We start from the raw sequence: 18846 nt of genomic DNA on the forward strand, positions 1-18846 counted from the left end.
ATTATAATTCGGTCAGTTGCCTGTATATTCTTAGCAATAATTGTATACACAGTACAAAAGGTAGTTATAAAGCATTCGCAGTCATAGATTATAACAAGATTCGACTTTATTTTACATCGTAGATGTGACAAAAGCGCAAACACGTTGCAATTTAGTTGCAAACGTAAGAACGATACCGGATAATACCAGAGAAATAAGGATAGCATAGGAGGTTCAGTTTGCATATGAAGCCCATTAGCGAAATTGCAAAGCAGATAGGAATTGACACTCATTACATAGAATCGTATGGCAAATATAAAGCCAAGCTAGAGCCTGAACTGATGGAACAATGGCAGCATAAGCCAGATGGGAAGCTGGTACTTGTTACAGCGATAAACCCAACACCGTCTGGCGAAGGAAAAACTTTAACATCGATCGGTCTCGCCCAATCGCTGCATGCACTTGGTACACGCGCGATTGCAGCGCTGCGTGAACCTTCACTTGGGCCTTGCTTTGGGATGAAAGGTGGAGCGACAGGAAGCGGTCAAGCTCAAATTGTGCCAGCTGATGATATTAACTTGCATTTTACAGGTGATATTCATGCGATATCCAGTGCGCATAATCTGCTCGCTGCGATGATCGATAATCATATGTATCATGGCAATGAGCTGCGTATTGATCCGAAACGGATGACGTGGAAGCGGACCGTCGATATGAACGATCGTAGCTTGCGAAATATCGTAACCGGTCTGGGCAGTGGAAATGGCGATGTGAGAGAAAGTGGTTATTTGATCACATCCGCTTCTGAAGTGATGGCTATTCTCTGCCTGAGCGAACATATGACCGATCTGAAAGAACGTCTGGCGCGGATCATGATCGGTTATTCGTATGACGGAACACCGGTCACTGCCAGTGAGCTGAAGGCGGTAGAAGGCATGGCTATTTTGCTGCGTGATGCGATTAAACCGAATCTAGTGCAGACGCTAGAGGGAACACCGGTCATTTTGCATGGAGGACCATTTGCGAATATTGCGCATGGTTGCAGTAGTGTGATCGGTACGAAGACAGCGCTCAAACTGGCGGACGTGGTCGTGACAGAGGCTGGATTTGGTGCAGAGCTGGGAGCGGAGAAGTTTTTCGATATTAAATGTAGACAGTCTGGATTAACACCTTCTGCTGCTGTGCTGGTGGTGACGGTGAAGGCGCTCAAGTACAATGGACAACATGCGGAAACGGGACAGCCTACCGATCCGACCGAGGTAGACGCTATGGCTACGCTGCGTCAGGGGATGGCGAATCTACACCGCCATATTCGTAATTTGCAGTCGTTTGGGGTCCCAGTTATGGTAGCGATCAATCATTTTACCGGAGATACGGAGCAAGAGCTGGAGCTGATCCAAGCGGAATGCAGTCATCTGGGCGTTCCAGCCGCAATATCTCGTGTTTGGGCAGAGGGTAGTGCGGGTGGAGAAGCGATGGCGCGCCAGCTACTCGATCTATTGGAGACAGCACCACAAGCATTTACGCCATTATATGAAAATGAATGTTCACTGACGAATAAAATAGAGCGGATTATCACCTCGATCTATGGTGGAGAGGGAGCGGTCTACTCACCCGCTGCTTTGCGTACATTAGAGCAACTCGAAGCAGAAGGCTTTGGTCATCTGCCGGTATGTATGGCGAAGACACCGTATTCGTTTACCGACCAGCCTCGATTGCTTGGTGCACCTACCGGATTCACGATTCAAGTATCTCGTGTATCGTTATCGGCAGGAGCAGGCTTTGTCGTGGTGGAAACAGGCAATACGATGACGATGCCAGGACTGCCACGTGTGCCAGCGGCAGAGCGAATGCAGATCGATGCCAATGGACATATTGATGGGTTATTTTAATAGTTAGGGTTAGCTAGAGCGTGTACGCAAACTGTTTTGCTAGACTCTGACAAGGTAAGGGGACAGACTTCAGTAGCGTACAGGAATCTGCCGAGTAGAAGTACAATGTAGATTCCTGTGCTTGGAAATAGTAAGATAGTTTGCGTTGCAAAAATCCCTTTTCATTGAACCGCGTGTTAGGAAATCGCTAACACTAGAAGTCGTTCTTTCCCTTTATTTCCTTTGCTCTGTTCCGTCCTAACTACATCTATATGAGTTTATGTTAAATAGTAACGTGATCCTATGTAGCTATACTTATAAGTTAGGATATGAAGCTCTGGCTAGCATGGTTGGAAGTGAAAATAAACAGAGTACACAAGGCAGCTGTTAATTGAATGAAGAAAAATGAGTCTAAATGGATGGGACTGTCAGCCTGATTTGTTCGGGTATGCGTTTAGGTAGAGTGTGAGAACATAAGGTTACACATAATAACAAGCCACTCCCTAAAAGAGTGGCTTGTTTTCCATCAATTCTACAATCCTATTGATGCAGATTGTATTTGATATACATCCTATGCTGTGTACACGATACGAATCCAAGTTAATACACCTGCACGCTGGAACCTAATACAGACTTATTCTGTACCGAATTGCCTGTCAAATATACTCGCTCTAGTTTGGGCAGCTTGCTCAAAGTCTCGATGTTAGAAATCGCATTGTTCTCAAGATGAAGCTCTTCAATCGCTTTCCAGTTGCTCATAAATGCTAAAGCAGATAGATTGCTGTCTTGCAAAGTGAACGAACGCAGCGCAGTCATATTCGCAAAATAAGGCATCACCTCGTCAATGGCAGTGACGGAATCACCATTTACATCAAAGTAAGGCTTCTCCAGCGTTAACTGTTGCAATGTAGTATTATTCGGAGCAGCCGTTTGTTGAATATTCAGCCTACATTCGCTGCACACCAGCGATTTCACCTGTTTTAAGCGAAATAAAGCATCGGTCTCACTGTATAGTGCAGAATCATAAATGGTCAACGTCTGAAAATGGGACAACTGGTCGAGCGCGTTAAGCTGAGTCAGATCGCTGACCTTCCATAGGGACAACTGTGTTAAGTTTGGAAATTTACTGATTGTAGCCAGACTTAATTCTCCGCTTGTATCGTAAAGTGTTAAACTGGTTGCCGCAGGCGCTTTCAGTTCGTTAAGAAAAGAAGCCGGGATTTCTACTTTCGTTGCGTTAGGTAAGCGTAACGGTTCTGTATTTTTGTAGTAACCGGACAGCGATAATTCACGCAGAGATGACAACGTATTGATCGTCTTGACTGAACTAAGCTGGTTTAACGATACCAGACGGAGTGACGTAATGGACGTTTTATCTTTCAAGCGCTCCAAACTGGAAAAGTTTACACTTTCCAGATCCAGTGTTTGTAAAGCAGGCATGTTTTGCACAAAATCGATCGATTTTACATTCGTTAAATAGGAGAGCCGCAGATGTTGCAACTGGGTCAAAGCAAATAATGGTTGCATATCTGTAGTGTCACTATGTTCTATCGATAAGGAGGTTAGCCCGTTCATGGACGATAACCAGCCTAAGTCATCAACGGCTGCAAGCGATAAAGACTTGAGCGGTAACTTGTTCAATAAGTGAAAATCAGTGACGGATTCGTCTACATACGTAAGCGACAACGAGCTTAAATGTGGAAATTCCAATAGTAGTGCCAATTCCTGATTGCTGCGAATTTGGACGGAAAGCTCAGTTATCTTCGCTTTATTACCAAAATAACGAGAAAATTGCGTAAACGATTCATTAAAAGCACCACCATAGCTTTTAAGTCCAGCCATATGGGCAAATGTCGTTTGATCCGTCTGAGAAATTTCGTATGTTCCTGTTAGGTCGAGTGATGTCAGCCCCGTGAACGCCTCAAAATCACGCTGGTCAATGCGCTGACTGTTTAGCTTCTTGTCCTGCGTAACATAAATGACCTTCTCAGCTTTCTCATCGCTGAAAGGATCGGAGAAGCTATATGTAAATTGCCATTGGTCATTCTCATTATGGGTGACGGACAAATAACGAATACGCGCCAGTTCCGCTTCAGTGGGCAGGGCAGATCCTTTATGGAAAATATCCCGCACAAAAGAGAGCAGTACTTCGCTTTCCGGCATCGTGCGCACAGGTACATTGGCTTCTGTGTCTGTGTACGTAGAGTTGGAGCTTATGCTGGTGTATACATACGCTCCGACCCCACCGACGATGAGCACCATCACGATCAGCAACAGCCGGATCGGAACAGTTAATGTCGGTGCCGGTTTAGATGGAGGCGGTGTGCCATGATAATGATTAATCGTTTGATCGACATAGTAGACCTGATTTTGTTTTAATAATAGCTCGGTGCCACAGTAAGGGCACTTTAATACTTTTCCTTCTTTATACTCGATTTTTCCGTTGCAATTCGGGCAGTTTAACGGAATTAAGTCCACAGACTTGTCCTCCTTCATGATGCATAATAAAGAACTAAGCAATCGATGTGATGGGATGCTTAACGTGAGCAGGGTAGAGTGTATCGCCAACTGTTTTTACAAATAAGCCTTCATTCGTCATAGTGCTATTTAGTTCTAAACCTTGACCATCAGGTGTAAAATGAAACGTGATTTGCTTCGTATATTCGTCTGTAATTTGATCCGAAATATCTTTTATATTTATTTCGTTTGTACTAATGATGTCGAATAGTTCGATATGATCGTCTTTTTGTTGATAAATAACAATGACGTTTTGATCTTCCAAGTAATAAATATTTTCGTTAAAAACGTTCAAACAATAAAACATTAAGACACTCGCAGTATGATCGGTGGCAAAACGTTGCGAAACAGGTAGTCTATTCGATGCAAAATTGTTGAGAAGGTGTAAATCAGCTGCAAGATTGATATCGAGTTTTCGAATGATTGTAGATTTTGATGAGATAGATGTGTACTTCGTTGAAAATAGACATTCTTCCACATTCTTAAATCCAAATTTCGGATAAAAGTCAAGCACAGATTCATTGGCAAAAAGGTACATAAGATCAACAGTGTGCTCGTACTCCTGTAAAATCTGATTCATTAGATGAGTGGATAGTCCTTTACCGCGATAGTTTGGATCGGTCATGACCGTACCGATTTGTATCGCCTTTGTTCTTTGGCCGTGGATGATCAGTTCAAGTGTATTAACGGAAGCATTGGCAACTACCTGATCTCCGTCAACAAAAGAAAAAGGAATATACTGTTCTCCCCAACCGCCTTGCCGATACCAGCGTTCGAAATTAATATCAAACGTATCGGCAGCAAGTTTAAAAAAACTTGTCCGAAGCTTGTCATTATTTTTATATTTTGTTGTAAACTTCAAGTTCTGCATAGCATGTTCTCCTTAGTTTTTTATCTGCTCCATTCCTATTATATTATAAATTTCATTATGGCATGTGATTGCAGCATAAAGGTTATAAATTAATGTGATAAATCAATCAGATAAGAGTAATTTATTCTTGTTTATTATTAATGTATATGATATTAATTAACAATAATATAAATGATCATCCTTTATTTTTGAAAGCGTTATCTTTTTGCTGAGGAATATTGTCAAATACCCTAAACTCACTTTCAGAAGGAGCCGATTCATAATGAAATCAATCCAACATTCCGTACATACACTCAGTCCGAAGCAAGTACATATTAACGATCACTTCTGGTCGCAATATCAGCAACTGGTGAAAGATGTGGTCATTCCGTATCAATATGATGCTCTGCATGATCGTGTACCTGATGCGGAACCGAGTCGGGCTATTCGTAATTTTGAAATTGCTGCTGGGCGACAGGATGGGGAGTTTCATGGATTTGTATTTCAGGATACCGATGTAGCCAAATGGATTGAGGCAGTTGGATATGCATTAATGTTATCGCCTGACCCACAACTGGAGCAAATGACCGATGATGTGATCGCATTGATTGCCGAAGCGCAAGGTGAAGATGGCTATCTGAATACATATTTTACGATTAAAGAACCGGATCAGCGCTGGACGAATCTGGTGGATTGTCATGAGCTATATACCGCAGGTCATATGATCGAGGCAGGTGTGGCTTATTATGAAGCGACAGGCAAGCGGCAACTGCTTGATGTCGTCTGTCGGCTAGCCGATTACATTGATGAGCAATTTGGACCGGAGCCAGGCCAAATGCGTGGTTATGATGGACATCAGGAGATCGAATTAGCACTGGTGAAGCTGTATCGATTAACAAAAGAAGAACGGTATTTGAAGCTGAGTCAATTTTTCATTGATGAACGTGGACAGGCACCGAATTATTTAGAGCAGGAATGGGAAAAACGCGGGCGTTATAGCTTTTATGGCGGCAAGCCGCAGGAACGCATAAATTTGGAATATTGTCAGGCCCATCAGCCTGTACGAGAGCAAAAGGTCGCCACCGGACATGCGGTTCGGGCAGTATATATGTACACTGCGATGGCAGATCTGGCACGTCTGACAGAGGATGAGCGTCTGCATGAAGCTTGCCGTACCCTATGGCGTAATATTGTAGATCGGCAAATGTATATTACAGGTGGAATCGGATCGACTCGTCATGGCGAGGCATTCACTTTTGACTATGATCTGCCTAACGATACGATCTATTCGGAAACGTGTGCGGCGGTAGGCATGGTATTTTTCGCCCATCGCATGCTGCAATTAGAACCACGCGCGGAGTATGGCGATATGATGGAGCGAGCGCTATACAACAATGTGATCGGTGGGATGTCGCAGGACGGTAAGCATTATTTCTATGTTAATCCACTTGAAGTATGGCCAGCGGCAAGTCATCATAATCCAGACCGTGAGCATGTGAAGCCGGTTCGGCAAAAGTGGTTTGGCTGTTCCTGCTGTCCACCAAACGTAGCCAGACTGATCGCTTCGTTAGGTCAGTATGTGTATACGAGTGATGAGGAGACGATCTATACTCATTTGTTTATTGGAAGTGAGTCGACGCTATCTGTAAAGGGAGCGGACGTTACCGTTCAGCAAACGACAAACTATCCGTGGGATGGCAACACTAGTTTTAGCTTTCAGATGGAGCAATCGCTTTCATTCACACTGGCGTTACGCTTACCTGGCTGGTGCCAAAAGGGACAGTTGCTTGTAAATGGACAGATCGTCGATTATGCTGCTATGCTTCGTGATGGATATGTGTATATTCAACGTGAATGGTCAGCTACTGATACGGTGGAATGGAGGCTACAGATGGACGTACAGGTTTTGTATGCACATCCTGAGCTTCGTGCTAATGCTGGACGAGTAGCGATACAACGAGGACCACTGGTGTATTGTGTAGAGCAAGCCGATCATGGAGATCAGCTAGCTTCGCTGGCTGTGATGACGGAAGCATCACTTGAAGCATATTACGATTCCAGTCTGCTGGGTGGCTGCACCGTTATTAAAGGTCAGGCGATACGCGAACAAAATGTGGATGCGGAACATGCATTGTACCGCTTGCAGCCGCCTAAGCGTGTTGAGCAAGCCTTTATAGCAGTCCCTTACTTCCTATGGGGAAATCGTGGAGAGGGAGAAATGTCAGTCTGGTTGCGTAAAGCTTAAGACGCTCTTATTCATATATATAGTCGTATTCATAGATGAAGGATCGGTTCGGAGAAAAAATGTAGTTGGGATTTGCATGCAGATGCTATGCGATAATGAATAAGGAACAATCGATTTTAAATAAAGAAAGCATGCTCCTGATATCGTGAGGAGCGTGCTTTTACGTATTCATTTTTATTATAGTTTGGGCTAGTTCGAGTTTGCGAGTGAACGGCAGCAGATGCAAGATGAAATGGATAAACAGTAAAGTCATATCTTATGTATCATTTTACTAACTAATAATGAAAACGCTTGCATTTTACATAAATTGGAGTTAATTTAGTAGTAAGCATATTTATTTTAATACTCGTTTCGTTGAAGAAGCGCTTTATCGTTAGCATGATGATTGTAATTCCATTTTAAAGGAGGAATATATGATGGCGATCTCGCATGTTCTTGTCCCCTATGATGGTTCATTGCATTCCCAGCGTGCGCTTGAACGCGCAGCTGCGCTGGCTGAAAGTCTGCAAGCGGAGCTTGAAATTCTGTATGTTGATTCTGCAACGGTAGATGAATTGCGCCAGCCGCTTATTATGACATCGAGTGAACTGGAAGCTTATTTCGATCATAAAGAAGATGCGGTGCGTCGCAATCTGCGCGAAATGATCTCCAAAATTCCAAATGCCAAAACAGTCATCATTTGTGGCAGTGCTGCCAAAGGCATTGTCAATTATTCGCTGCAATCCAAGCCTGATCTGATCATTATGGGCAGTCGCGGCTTGAATACGATTGATGAATTTATGAAAGGCAGTGTCAGTCGCTATGTAACACAGCGTGCTTCCGCTCCCGTTATGATTGTAAAGTGAAGAGTGAAGCTGGTTTCTGCTAGGTCTGCTATGTATGTAGCGGTGCCATTGTCTTTTAGTAACGTTACCTCACTAAAGCATAAATATAATATCGATCGATAACAACCGCCCGTATGCTGTACATCATACTGGGCGGTTTTTGAGTTATTGGTTGGCTGCGATGACTTACTTTGAACAAGTTATTTAATAAGCTAATTAACAAATCGCTTAACAAGCTGCTTAATAAGCTGGACTTGTTAAGCAGATTAATAACCCCATTAATACTCCACTTTACAAGTCTAGCTACGATCTTGTTTACGTTTGATAACAATATCCTTCATACCTTATTTGCTAATCTGTTTGCTAAGCTAATTACATCATTCATCAGGAAAAATGAGCTTAACTGGCAACGTACAGCCAGCAAAGCAGCAATTATACAAACATTCGGAACATTTGTTCTTATTTTTTGTCGCAAACTATTGTAACCGATCGAATGAAACGTTAAAATGAAAAGGAGAACATATTAGGGAGGTCTTACATTGGCTAAAGCAAAAGTGGCCAAGCGTCCAACACGCGATGAATTTGTTCTGGAAGAGCTAGGCAATCAGCTGACAGAATCTTTTCATGAGAAATCGATTATTGTGTTAACCGTCTGGGGCTGGGAAGAAACCGTGCGCGGTGAAATTGTGAAAATGGATTCTCGTACAGGCAGAGTTCATGTACAGACAGTAGAAGGTCTGTACAAAGTTCCATTTATGGATATTATGGACATTAACTATCCGCGTGATTGAGATACAGGTTAGACAACAAAGCGTGCACACATTTTATATACACCGTAAATACTAGCATCGTCGATCATCGGCGGTGCTAGTATTTTTTATAGAGGCAGTGCAGGAGTAAGTCATATTGCTATCCTATGATGTTTGGAATGTATCATTATATCTAAGTACGTTGACCAGCTTACATCGAAAGCCTAGTTGTATTTTATAAAATATGTAACTGTATCACGTCATAACCTGATCCCTGCTGGGTACTACCCACATTCATATTTAATGTCGTCAGGATAGCAGGTTAGCATAGTCATTCAGCAGTTATCCGTAATGTTATACGTAGTATTTCCAAATTTTAATAAAGTATACGGTTTCTAAACAAGGTAACTTCCTGTATAGGAGCGAAATAATAATACAAGATTTGAATACGCTTACATTAATAGGAGGGATTAGATGAATAGTAAAAGTAAACCGTTCGTCAGGTCGCAAGCACATGATATGAATGAGGAAAGCGTCGTCGCTCTACATAGTCGTAATACAAGCAGCTCCCATCAAAGTCCAACAAGCTATCAAAGTCGCACAGGTTTTTGGAAAAAAGCTATGTTAACAGCAGTCAGTGCGGCTATGTTAGCTGCATTATACACCGTGACACCGACATCGTCGGCAGTGGCAGCGACAGGATATAAGTTTGATTTTGGTAATGGGGCAGTACAATCTGGCTATATGGGTGTTCGTGCAGAGGATGCATACAGCGCAGCGCGTGGTTATGGATTTAATACACCTGCTAGTATGCGTAATGTATCTGCATCCGGTTCAGGTGTAGGCAGTGATGCTGTACAATTTGTTACCTATGGCACGAAGAGCACCAATACATTTAATGTCGATCTGCCAAATGGTCTATACAATGTAAAGGTGATGCTCGGCAATACATCTCGTTCCAGTGTGGCGGCCGAAGGCGTGTATCAGATCATAAATATGACCGGCAATAATGCGGTGGATGAGTTTCAAATTCCCGTGACAGATGGACAGCTTAATTTGCTCGTTACCGAGGGAAAAGCAGGCGCAGCTTTCACATTGAGCGCCCTCGAAATTACGCAGCTATCCTCCAATCCAACGACACATCCTACGATCTATATTGGCGGCGATTCCACAGTAGCTAACTACTATCCGCTCGATAGCAGTGTTCAGGGCGGCTGGGGACAGATGTTACAGCAATACGTCAGTCCATCCAATTTCCTTGTGCGTAATCTGGCATCGGGCGGACAGATTGCGCGCGGATTCCGTAATGACGGGCAAATGGAAGCCATTTTGAAATATATTAAGCCTGGTGATCTGTTCATCGTACAACTCGGCATCAACGATACCAATCCTAAAAATACAACGACTGAAGCGGAATTTAAAGAATATATGCGTGATATGGTTCGTCAGGCGAAAGCCAAAGGCGCAATTGCTGTCCTGTCCACACCGCAAGGACGTGCGACTGACTTTAACAGCGCAGGCGTGCATAACGCACAGGGCAGATGGTACCGAGCAGCCACCGTCGCACTCGCATCCGAGGAAAATGTACCTCTCATCGACCTGAACGTAATCAGCTCCACCTATTTTACATCGATCGGCCCAGCAGCAACATTGCAACTTTATATGGAAGGAGACTCGTTGCATCCAAACCGCGCCGGTGCTATCCAGCTAGCCAGACTCGTATCCGAAGAACTCAAACGTCAGGGTTTAACGCCATAAATGATCCATTCATAGGTGGCTGTCGCTGGACGGTTTATGCTTCACAATTTAATGTTCAACGCCATAAATGATGTATTCATAGTAGATGGCTCTCAGCAAAAATATCTGAATCATAACGATGGATATCGAATTACATGATTTGGAATCAAGTTTCAGGATAGTTAGGATCGCAAATTTTATAAGTGTACAAATGTTATACGTAGAAATGAATAGCGCCTATTGTTGTCTCAAAACGTAAATAGTATACAATGCTGTGAATTACAGCGATATCGAAAGCTGCATTCCATATGCCAAATCATATTGTGAGCGGTGGGAATCTTTATGTATTCCTAATCTAAAAGCTTCCCGCCGCTCCATTGGAGTCTGTTCTCTTATTGCTTACTAGAGAGGTTGATGAGCATCCATATGATCTTCGCATAATTTCCTTTATTTTTGATTGTGAGCATCATCTTATAGCAATAGCAATAGCAATAGCAATAGCAATAGCAATAGCAATAGCAATAGCAATAGCAATCGATCCATTCCATACGCAATCTATGATTACATATTAAATCTTTGCTATCCTATTTTACCATCGTATTTTTAACGATCGCATAGTCAGTAACTTCTCTAAAACTCTCTAACATCCACATCATCAAACACAGAACTTATGCCATTTTATTCTTCCCCTTATACATACGAAAAATAATGTAGTATAATATGATAAGCATTTTTGCGAGGATATGGAGGAAGATAGAGATGACAATGCAGCTCATTGATCCAGTACTGATCCAGCGTCGTTTAAACGACCTTCAGGATCAGGATTTGTATATTCACCTGGAAATGACGACTGGCGCGTATGCGTCCCATATGGACAGCAGCAAGCACCCGTCGGCGACATTTATCAGTAATGCACGTATACGTTATAGCACAGGCTCGATTTCAGAGAAAGCGCCCTTTTTCCGTGTCGGTCTAAAAACAGAAACCGGCTGGGTCTATTCCGAAGGATTAACCCACTATGAAGACACCGAGCAGGAGCGTTTAATTCTGGCAGGACATGATGCTCAGGGCAAGCTTGTTGTTGCCTTGCAGCTCAGTAAGGAGCCGTTCTGATGAGTGAGGAGATGAACCCGATGAAACTGACGATACCCGACCAATCTCGTGTACTGGTCGTACTGCCTCATCCAGATGATGAGTGCTACAGCCTGTCCGGTACATTGTCCAAACATATCGCCGCTGGCGGACAAGTCACTTACGCTTGCCTCACACTCGGTGAAATGGGACGTAATATGGGCACACCGCCATTTACAAACCGTGTGAATTTGCCAACGATTCGTCGCGCAGAATTGAAAAAGTCTGTAGAAGCGATTGGCATTCAAGATTTGCGTATGATGGGCTTCCATGATAAAACGATTGAGTTTGAAGATCGTACCGTGCTGGATGGCACGATTTTGGAGCTGTTACAGGAACTTAAGCCATCGGCTGTATTTACGTTTTATCCAGGCTACAGCGTCCATCCTGACCATGATGCGACAGGCGCTGCCGTTGTACGCGCGATGAGCCGCTTGCCAGAAGCGGAGCGTCCACCGCTGTATGCGATGGCATTTTCCCATAACTGCACCGATGAGATCGGTTATCCTGATGTGGAAAATGATGTGGGCGACTTCGTCGAGAATAAGCTAAATTCGATCCATGCGCACCGTTCTCAGTTCCCATCACCCGGTGAGCTGGGCAAAAGCAAAAAGATGGACCGCGAACTACGCGAACGTTTTAGCCGCGAGCGCTTTTGGACGTATACGGCTTATCCACAGTCTTAATTGATATTTTAAATGCAAGCCACCTTGTCGTTAGGACAGGGTGGCTTTTTGCTAGGCATAGCGGATAATTCCTTTTGATTTTACAAAAGATAACGCTTACAATATAGAGGTTCATTTGTCTATTTATGGTGTGCAAGCAAACTCGTGTACTTTGTAAGACGCACAGAGCTGCGGGAAGAAAATAAGGGGTGAGGACGACTTCTAGTGTTAGTGATTTCCTAACACGTGGTTCAATGAAAAGTGATTTTTGCAAAGCAAAATATCTTACATTTTCCAAGCATAGGAATCTACATTGTACTTCTACTCTGTAGATTCCTGTGCGAAATCGGAGTCCGTCCCCTTATTCTTTACCGGAGTGGTGTCTGCAACAACACAAACCGTTTGCGTACATGTCCATTATCTACTATCAAAGGAGTGTATAATGATGGAGCGAGTATCATTTGTGCTACATATACGGCCTGAGGATCGTGACGAATATATCCGTAGACATGAAGCCGTTTATCCGGAATTATTGCAAGCGTTTGGAGAAGTCGGGATTCGTACATATAGTATTTTTTTACATGGTGGTGTGTTATTTGCCTATATGGAGGTGGACAACTATCGCGAGGCGATGGATGCGCTCGCTGTTCATCCGGCGAACGGGAAGTGGCAGGCGTATATGTCTGATTTACTTTTGCTTAACGAGGCAGGCACAACATCAGAGGATATACCTGAAGTGTTCCATTATGAGTACCGCGGATAAGAAATAGATTCGGACAAGCTGAGCAGCATGATGGAAAAGGGAAATACCTGCGCTCTAATAGCCGTAAAGTTGTATCGTTGCCTCCAACATGTCATCATAAGTGTTGGAGGTGTATTTGTGATGAAATATGTACATTACGAATCGAACGGTCAATCTCAGCTTGGTATTCGTCTGGAAGAAGGCATTTTGCCCTTTACAGTGCTGGAGCAACAGTCTGCTGGTACGCTGCAATTACCACAAACGGTAGAGCAATTACTTCATCATCCAGAGCTACATATTCATATCGAACAATGGCTACAGAACAATCGTCCAACGAGTTCTCTACTACAGGAGCAGCTCGTTCAGGAGACGGATATCCGCTGGCTTCCTTGCGTGCCAGCGCCAGGCAAAGTGCTGTGCATCGGACTAAATTATCGCAAGCATGCTGCTGAAACAGGAATGGCGGAGCCGCAAACGCCGATCGTTTTTAGCAAATTTTCCGATACGGTGGCAGCACATCTGGATACGGTGCCGTTACCATTACTCAGTCAACAGGTCGATTATGAGGCCGAGCTGTGTATTGTAATTGGTAAAAAAGCAGACCGTGTCAGTAAGGAGACCGCTTTAGAGTATGTGTTTGGTTACTGTGCATCCAATGATGTATCGGCGCGCGATTTGCAGATGTTAACGAGTCAATGGTTACTGGGCAAAACCTGTGATCGTTTTGCACCGATTGGGCCTTATCTGGTCACCGCCGATGAAGTAGGTAATCCGAATGAGCTTGGCATTCGTGCCTATGTGAATGAGCAGAACGTACAGGATTCAAACACATCGGATATGATCTTTCATTGTGATGAAATTGTGCACTATGTATCGCAATATATGACGCTGTTGCCCGGTGATATTATTTTGACCGGAACGCCGGAAGGTGTCATTTTAGGAAAGCCTGAGAACGAGCGGGTATGGCTCAAGGATGGCGATCAGGTAACGATCGAAATTGATAGGCTGGGACGTTTAACGAATACATTCAAAGCCGCTTCGATATCGAGATAAGGATAGCGGTGACAGCAGACCGCAAACACGTTATTATGAAAGAAGTGGATATAAATAGAGAAGGGGTCTGTGGATGAAGTTTAGGGAATGGATTAACCATGAAGGGATACGACGGATCATTGTACTGGCAATATTGATCCTGATTATCTATTCCATGACGAGCATGATGAATATTATACTGATGACACTGCTGTTAACGATTCTAATCGGCAGTTTGTATAAAGGCGTCATGAAGATTTTTCAAAAAGTAGTTCCTAATGTATCTCCGTTTTTTGTTATTCCGCTCGTCTATGTTGTATTGCTCGGCATCATTGGCTGGGGGATTTACCGTATGGTGCCAACCGTAAGTATGCAGGTAGTGCAGATTTACGATATGATTCAAGATGTGTATGCGAATCCGCATGCGAACAAATGGAATCATTACGTGGTTGAGCTAATGCGAACACTCAATATTGAGCAGGTACTCGAAAATGTAGGGAAGTTTGTTGGGCCGGGCTTTACGGTACTGTTGAAAATCAGTCAAATTGGCTCACAGCTATTTATTGCTATATTGCTGAGTTTGTTCTTTTTGTTGGATCGCTCGCATATTGTACGTTTTACAAGTTCGTTTCAAGATAGCAAGCTAAGCTGGTTTTTCAAAGAAGTTGGCTATTTTGGCGGCATGTTCCTGAATACGTTTGGCAAAGTGATTGAGGCGCAATTGCTCATTTCCTTTATTAATACGATTTTGACGATTACAGCGCTCTGGATTATGGGCTTCCCGAATTTGATGGGACTTGCTGTTATCGTGTTCGTACTCGGACTTGTACCAGTCGCCGGTGTCTTTATCTCGCTGATTCCGCTTGGACTAACGGCGCTGAGCGTAGGTGGAATCAAGTATGTCGTCTATCTGTTCATTTTGATTCTGATCATTCATGCGATTGAGGCGTACTTGCTCAATCCGAAGCTGATGTCGAGCAAAACGAATTTACCGGTATTTTATACATTTGTAATTTTGATTTTCTCCGAGCACTTTATCGGCCCGTGGGGATTGATTATCGGTATTCCGTTGTTCGTGTTCTTCCTTGACCTGATCGGAGTAAATCGCGGCAAATCATCGAAACCGCCTTATGACTCCGATACGCGTAACAACAAAGTAGCTTCACCCCCTTCTCCACCAGATCAGCTTAGTTAATGTAATCTAAAAGTATCAATTTGTACTCACCATATCTATCAAAGCGTATAAGTTCAAGCCACTTTCACATATGTATCCAGTTTGCCTGTTATCCGGTCAAACTTGGTGCAACGGGAAAGTGGCTTTTTGTATACATCGTGTATAGGTATAAGCTGCTGTGTCTGTTGATAGGACGTACAGGTAGCAAGTGAATCAAATAAAGTCAACAAAACCAATAAAGCCACTAAAGCCACTAAAGCCACTAAAGCCACTACAGCATCATTTTACAAAATGATAATAAATATGTGAGCTTAATTCACTTGTAAATTACTATAAACGTCATATGAAGCTGGAAATAAAGATTTGTGTATTGAATTTGTATATAACTATGAGGCTTCTGTTCAATTTTATATGTTAAATTGATTGTTTTTTTACAAAAAGAATTACTTTTGTATATATTTCCATGCTAAAATGGTAACGTTATTCCAAATTCATCATACATAGGGGGAGACATATGCTTACATGGAGTGAATGGCGGCCAAAGCTGGCAAAAACATTGCTAGCGTTTACATTGATGATGCCGCTGCCAGCAGCACTGATGACTGGAGGTGTTGCACATGCCGAAACTGCAAGTGATCCAGCTCCATTTATTAAGGCAAAAATCGTTAATGCCAATGCAGGGAAAAAGGTATTGTTCGACAACGCTCATGCACAGACGGCTGGTGCAGCAGATTGGGTCATTGATGGAGGGTTTTCGGATTTTGCCAATGCACTGGCGAACGATGGCTATGATGTGCAGGAGTTGCGCAAGTCCGGCGCGATTACATATGCAGATTTGAGCGTATATAACGTGTTTGTTATTGCTGAACCGAATGTACCGTTCAAAACAAGCGAACAGGCTGCAATGAAGCAGTATGTAGAAAATGGCGGTAGTATTTTCTTTATCGGAGATCATTACAACGCCGATCGGAATAAGAACCGCTGGGATGGTTCCGAAGTGATCAACGGGTATCGTCGAGGAGCATGGGAAGACCCAGCCAAAGGCATGTCCACAGAGGAACGTAATTCCGCAGCGATGAAGGATGTAGTTAGCTCGGATTGGCTGTCCGATAACTTTGGGGTACGTTTCCGCTACAATGCACTCGGAGATATTAACGCGAATAACGTTGTCGCACCCGATCAAGCGTTTGGCATTACGCAGGGTGTGAGTAGTGTCGCGATGCATGCTGGCTCTACACTGGCGATTACCGATCCAAGTAAGGCAAAAGGGATCGTGTACCTGCCACAAACAAAAGATGCATGGCCCAACGCTGTTGACCAGGGTGTGTACAATGGTGGCGGTGTAGCGGAAGGACCGTATGTAGCCGTATCCAAGGTAGGCGCAGGTAAAGCGGCATTTATTGGCGATTCGTCTCCAGTAGAGGATGCAACGCCCAAATATTTACGCGAAGAAACAGGTGCCAAAAAGACGACCTATGACGGATTCAAAGAAGTAGATGATGGCAAGCTGCTCGTAAATGCGGTAAACTGGCTGTCTACGAAAGAAAGCTATACGAATCTGTCTCAAGTAGATGGATTGAAACTGGATCAGCCGACAACGCTGCTGCCGATCGAGACACCGCAAACATCGACAGAGCCACAGGCAGAACCGTGGGCAGCCCCTGCTGCTGGCTATAAATGGTGGGATTCATCGACCTTCAAGCCAGGTTCTTATGGCAGTTCGGTAAAAGCATCCAATCCATCGTACAGTCTGGTCTACCAGTCCCAGCTTCCCAATGCAGAGCCGTTCCAGATCCGTGTCGTTGCCGATGATCTGGCACCGAACAGCACGGTATCCGGCTTTAGTGCAGGCATCTATGTTGCAGGCGGCAATCAGGTAGCTCAGATTCAAAACGCGGATGGTACATGGCCGACTTCGTATGGCTATAGTTCCACTTACAGTCTAACCGCGGATAGCAAAGGTCATGCGATCAAAGATCTGACGGTGCGGATCAAGCCAGAAACGACAGGCGCTGCAAGCCTGCGTCTGCGTCAAAATGGTAGCAACTTGCTGACGCAAGCGGTAACGATTGCCAATGTACCGGCTGAACCACTACCGGTAGATAACGGTGGCGTGCAAATTCCGGAATTGAGTAGCATTGCTTCCGCACGTAGTCAGAGCGCCGGTACGCTTGTCACGATAGAAGGTGTTGTAACGACAGCACCGGGGGCATTTGGCGGTCAGGCGTTCTATGTGCAGGATCAAACAGGTGGCATCTATGTGTATCAAAATCAGAGCGGCTTTGCACAGGGCGATGTGGTGCGCATTACAGCATCCACCACATTGTACAACTCTGAACTGGAGCTGACTGACCCGGTAGCGATTGAGAAAAAGGGCACATCCGCATTGCCGGAACCTCGCAGTTCGGTAACGGTAGATGCGTATAATCAAGGACAAATTGTACAACTGAAACAAGTACAGATTAGCAATATCGTTAGCGCAACGCCAACAGGTTCGTTTGAGTTTGATGTCACAGGTGATGTGTATAGCGATACGTCCGCTAAAACGCATGTGCGTGTGGATGCACGTACAGGCTTAACACAGGATAAATTTACGTATAAGGAAGGCGATTGGGTAGATGCCAGCGGGGTAGCTGCTATTTTCAAAGACAGCTATCAACTCAAGCCGCGCAGTCTGGATGACATTCAATTAGCCGATGCGCCAGTAACACCAGAGCCGCCAACCGAAGAGCCTAATGCTACCGATGCGCCAGGAATGCCCGTACTGTCCGATAATAATGGACATGATACCGGATTGCTCGATGGTAGCTATCAGGTCACCATGAATATGTGGTGGGGCAATAATGGCTCGACGTACAAATTGTATGAAAATGATACGCTGATCGCTGGGGGCAAGCTGGCTGACCAGTCACCAGCAGCACAACAAGTGACGACAGCCATTACAGGCAAAGCGAATGGTACGTATACGTATGTGCTGGAATTGACGAATCCATTCGGTACAACAAAAAGTGCTCCGCTAACCGTTAAAGTAACCGATGCCAATCCAGGCAAGCCGGTACTGGCAAGCGACAACTGGGATGGCGATGGCAGCTATATCATCAGTATGAATATGTGGTGGGGTACGAATGCGACACAATACCGTCTATATGAAGATGGTAAACTGATCGATACACAGGAATTGAAAGCAAGTACGCCACAGGCGCAACGTGCGTTTACAAACGTATCCGGTCAAACACAGGGTGAGCATGTGTATACCGCTGAATTGGTGAATGATTCCGGCACAACGGTAAGTGAACCGATTACCGTTCAAGTAACAAAATAACATAGTAG

General features: G+C 44.1%; 13 protein-coding genes. 11 read left to right on the top strand and 2 right to left on the bottom strand.

Annotated elements, in window-relative coordinates; translation table 11 throughout:
- The first annotated feature begins 224 nt into the window (after window positions 1-224).
- Entirely contained in the window at window positions 225-1871 is a 1647-nt protein-coding gene (locus AAHF22_RS04665) for a formate--tetrahydrofolate ligase (RefSeq protein ID WP_347323800.1), read from the top strand.
- Window positions 1872-2450: 579 nt separating this feature from the next.
- On the opposite strand, the gene AAHF22_RS04670 is transcribed toward AAHF22_RS04665, so the two are convergent.
- Together AAHF22_RS04670 and AAHF22_RS04675 are read right to left on the bottom strand one after the other, a co-directional pair.
- Window positions 2451-4328 (bottom strand): leucine-rich repeat domain-containing protein, encoded by a 1878-nt coding sequence (locus AAHF22_RS04670; protein ID WP_347323801.1) that lies wholly within the window; start codon window positions 4326-4328, stop codon window positions 2451-2453.
- 34 nt (window positions 4329-4362) lie between these two features.
- Complete coding sequence (locus AAHF22_RS04675; RefSeq protein WP_347323802.1) at window positions 4363-5238, bottom strand: GNAT family N-acetyltransferase; 876 nt, start codon at window positions 5236-5238, stop codon at window positions 4363-4365.
- Between the two features lie 262 nt (window positions 5239-5500).
- On the opposite strand from AAHF22_RS04675, the gene AAHF22_RS04680 reads away from it, so the two are divergent.
- The 10 genes from AAHF22_RS04680 to AAHF22_RS04725 all read left to right on the top strand — a co-directional run bounded on the left by AAHF22_RS04680 (window position 5501) and on the right by AAHF22_RS04725 (window position 18838).
- Complete coding sequence (locus AAHF22_RS04680; RefSeq protein ID WP_347323803.1) at window positions 5501-7462, top strand: glycoside hydrolase family 127 protein; 1962 nt, start codon at window positions 5501-5503, stop codon at window positions 7460-7462.
- Window positions 7463-7878: 416 nt separating this feature from the next.
- Complete coding sequence (locus AAHF22_RS04685; RefSeq protein WP_347323804.1) at window positions 7879-8307, top strand: universal stress protein; 429 nt, start codon at window positions 7879-7881, stop codon at window positions 8305-8307.
- Between the two features lie 518 nt (window positions 8308-8825).
- Window positions 8826-9077, top strand: a complete 252-nt coding sequence (locus AAHF22_RS04690) for a YolD-like family protein (protein WP_347323805.1) — start codon at window positions 8826-8828, stop codon at window positions 9075-9077.
- Window positions 9078-9680: 603 nt separating this feature from the next.
- Entirely contained in the window at window positions 9681-10793 is a 1113-nt protein-coding gene (locus AAHF22_RS04695; RefSeq protein ID WP_347324107.1) for a rhamnogalacturonan acetylesterase, read from the top strand.
- 744 nt (window positions 10794-11537) lie between these two features.
- The gene (locus AAHF22_RS04700; RefSeq protein WP_347324108.1) at window positions 11538-11885 is read left to right on the top strand and encodes a YojF family protein; all 348 of its coding nucleotides are present in this window, start codon (window positions 11538-11540) and stop codon (window positions 11883-11885) included.
- Complete coding sequence (gene bshB2 / locus AAHF22_RS04705) at window positions 11885-12589, top strand: bacillithiol biosynthesis deacetylase BshB2 (protein WP_347323806.1); 705 nt, start codon at window positions 11885-11887, stop codon at window positions 12587-12589. The genes AAHF22_RS04700 and bshB2 overlap by 1 nt, the downstream gene beginning before the upstream one ends.
- 424 nt (window positions 12590-13013) lie before the next feature.
- Window positions 13014-13331 (top strand): L-rhamnose mutarotase, encoded by a 318-nt coding sequence (locus tag AAHF22_RS04710; protein WP_347323807.1) that lies wholly within the window; start codon window positions 13014-13016, stop codon window positions 13329-13331.
- Between the two features lie 120 nt (window positions 13332-13451).
- On the top strand, window positions 13452-14363 hold the full coding sequence (locus AAHF22_RS04715) for a fumarylacetoacetate hydrolase family protein (RefSeq protein WP_347324109.1): 912 nt from the start codon (window positions 13452-13454) through the stop codon (window positions 14361-14363).
- A 73-nt stretch (window positions 14364-14436) separates the two neighbouring features.
- Entirely contained in the window at window positions 14437-15537 is a 1101-nt protein-coding gene (locus tag AAHF22_RS04720; RefSeq protein WP_347323808.1) for an AI-2E family transporter, read from the top strand.
- A 493-nt stretch (window positions 15538-16030) separates the two neighbouring features.
- Window positions 16031-18838: a chitinase N-terminal domain-containing protein gene (locus AAHF22_RS04725; protein WP_371834018.1), complete on the top strand. Its 2808-nt coding sequence runs from the start codon at window positions 16031-16033 to the stop codon at window positions 18836-18838.
- Window positions 18839-18846: the final 8 nt, after the last annotated feature.

It is taken from the genome of Paenibacillus wenxiniae (assembly GCF_039822605.1).
Lineage (GTDB): Bacteria > Bacillota > Bacilli > Paenibacillales > Paenibacillaceae > Saccharibacillus > Saccharibacillus wenxiniae.